Genomic DNA, 2,090 nt, shown 5'->3' on the forward strand with positions numbered 1-2,090 from the left:
CCGCCACCCCGACCGGCCCCGCCACCGCGGGCATCAGCACCGCCAGCACGGCCGCCGCGGCGGCGGCAAGCCCGATCCCCAGCCAGGCGAGCAACTCCCGCGCGACGAACACCCCGGACCGTGCCGAGCCATTTCCGCGTCGCTCGAACTCTATATAGCCCATGGCTCGTACTCTACATACGAACCCAGTCGGCCGCCACCTTCGCCCACCGCGAGCGAACCGGAGGCGCATTGCCCTCAGTCCGGATCGGCGGAGGAGGGGTTTCGCCGCTCACCGACGTGGTGGCACACCCCCCCGCGATCCCGGACGGACGGGTTACGGCGACTCCGGGGTGCCAGCCCCGGAGGATCCGGCTCGCTGCACGGCGAGCCATTCCTGTGTGTAGGCCGTGGCATCCTCGATGAACTGCTCCAGGCCAGCCCGGTCGAAGTCCGCCTCGGCGACGAGGGCCAGCAGGATGTACACCTCGGCGTTCAGGACGGCTGTCAGGTCGTCCGGCCCGCCGTCCTTCAGCGGAGGAGCGCCAACGGCGCGGCGGATCATGTCCTCGGCGACGAGTGTGTTGATGAGGTCGGCGTCTTCCTCGGCCTTGATCCGCAGGTCGGCGACGAATCGGACGATCTCACCAACGGTGTAGGTAGGCGAGAACCTCCGGCCCACCGCAACGTTGAAAGCCCCGAGGAGCAGCGACATATACCCGGCCGCCGTCTCGTCGTCCTTCTGCACCTCGTCTTGCAAAGGCACCCACGCCTGCGGACCCTGCAGCAAGAACGACCGCAACGCCAAGATGTTCTTCTCGTGAATCTCAACGGCGTCGTAATCCATTTACTCAAGCAATTCGTCGGCGAGTGAACGGGCATTGAGCAAGAAGGCGTCAAGTTCGGTAGAGGTGAACTGCTCTTCGCTTACCAAAGCAGCGAGCAGTACAATCTGATGGCCAAGTTTCGTTTCTTCGTCGGCGTCGACCATTGAACCCTTGCCGAGCAGGGAAAGCAGCATGCCTTCGGCGATCTGTGGATTGATAACATTGGGGGATTCGTCGTCATTTTCTCGTGTTTGCGCAACAAAATCAATGACTTCGAACTTATCTCCAGTCTTTCCGTCTTTTATGAAGCGTCGCTCGGCCGCCTCGATAAAAGCCGCTGCGATCAGTGCTGAATAGCCCACATTCGCCTCGCCTGGATCGAGGTCATTGAGAAGTCTGCGGTGTTCTGCAATGTTTCCTTCTAGTTGTGCGCGCAATGTCGCCACCTGTTCGTCAGTTACTGTCATGCTCGCTTCCTCTCACTTTTCGCAGATTCCTGGCCCCGTAGCGGAATGCCTCTGTAAAGACTATAGCTAGCGCCACTCCTCCTACCATCGCATCGCCGGTCTTGACGGGTTGGTCGAGTGGTCTGATGTAATCGTTGTTGCTTCGAGCCCCACTGTGTTGACCGGTCGGCTCGACTCGTTCGAACTTCTTCTGTGCTGGCTCGGCAAACTTGTCAGCACTGGTCTTTGTGTCATCTGACTTGGTGACGAACTCGCGCATGAACTCGCGACCGCGAGATCGACGCTCGGGATCGCTTGCGCGATAGTCACGAGATGCAGGGTCGTCATCGGGATGGCGGGGTTCGCCGTGGCCGGGTGTGTCGTTTCCGGTGTCGCGGCTTGGTGGGATTAGCCTGCCGTCGCTCTCGAATTCCATCCTGATCCGTCCCTGGAATCGCCCGGGCTCCTCGACTTCTGTCATATTCGCTTCACGTGGAGCAAGTTCAGCGCTTGCGGCATTATCCGGTCGATAGCGGGGTTCGAAATTTATCCTACCTCGACTGTCGGAGCGCACCTCAAGGAGTGTGGGGCTTGTCTTTCCTTCCCGGTTTGTCTCGTTGATCTCGTTCGGGGACGGCTCAGCGTCGGTATCTTCGGCCTTCTTATCATGGCCGCTGTCGTGCTGACCCGTCTCCTCGTTCTGGTCTGGTTCTTCGGGGGAGAGCGGGACGTTGTCAGTGGTGGGTTGGTTGCCTTCGCTGTTCTGGCTGGTGGGTTCGTCCCCGGGGTTGGTTTGGGTGTCGGTGGAGTGGGGCTGCTCGGTGCCGTCGGCGGGGGC

General features: G+C 61.0%; 3 protein-coding genes. All 3 read right to left on the reverse strand.

The window, feature by feature from the left end:
• Positions 1-316: 316 nt before the first annotated feature.
• On the reverse strand, positions 317-826 hold the full coding sequence (locus E1285_RS44750) for a hypothetical protein (protein ID WP_132160978.1): 510 nt from the start codon (positions 824-826) through the stop codon (positions 317-319).
• On the reverse strand, positions 827-1,273 hold the full coding sequence (locus tag E1285_RS44755; protein WP_132160979.1) for a hypothetical protein: 447 nt from the start codon (positions 1,271-1,273) through the stop codon (positions 827-829).
• The coding region (locus E1285_RS46345; RefSeq protein ID WP_165967051.1) for a hypothetical protein at positions 1,260-2,090 on the reverse strand (831 nt) is incomplete at its 5' end. The genes E1285_RS46345 and E1285_RS44755, both read right to left, overlap by 14 nt.

This window comes from Actinomadura sp. 7K507 (assembly GCF_004348425.1).
Classification (GTDB): Bacteria; Actinomycetota; Actinomycetes; order Streptosporangiales; family Streptosporangiaceae; genus Spirillospora.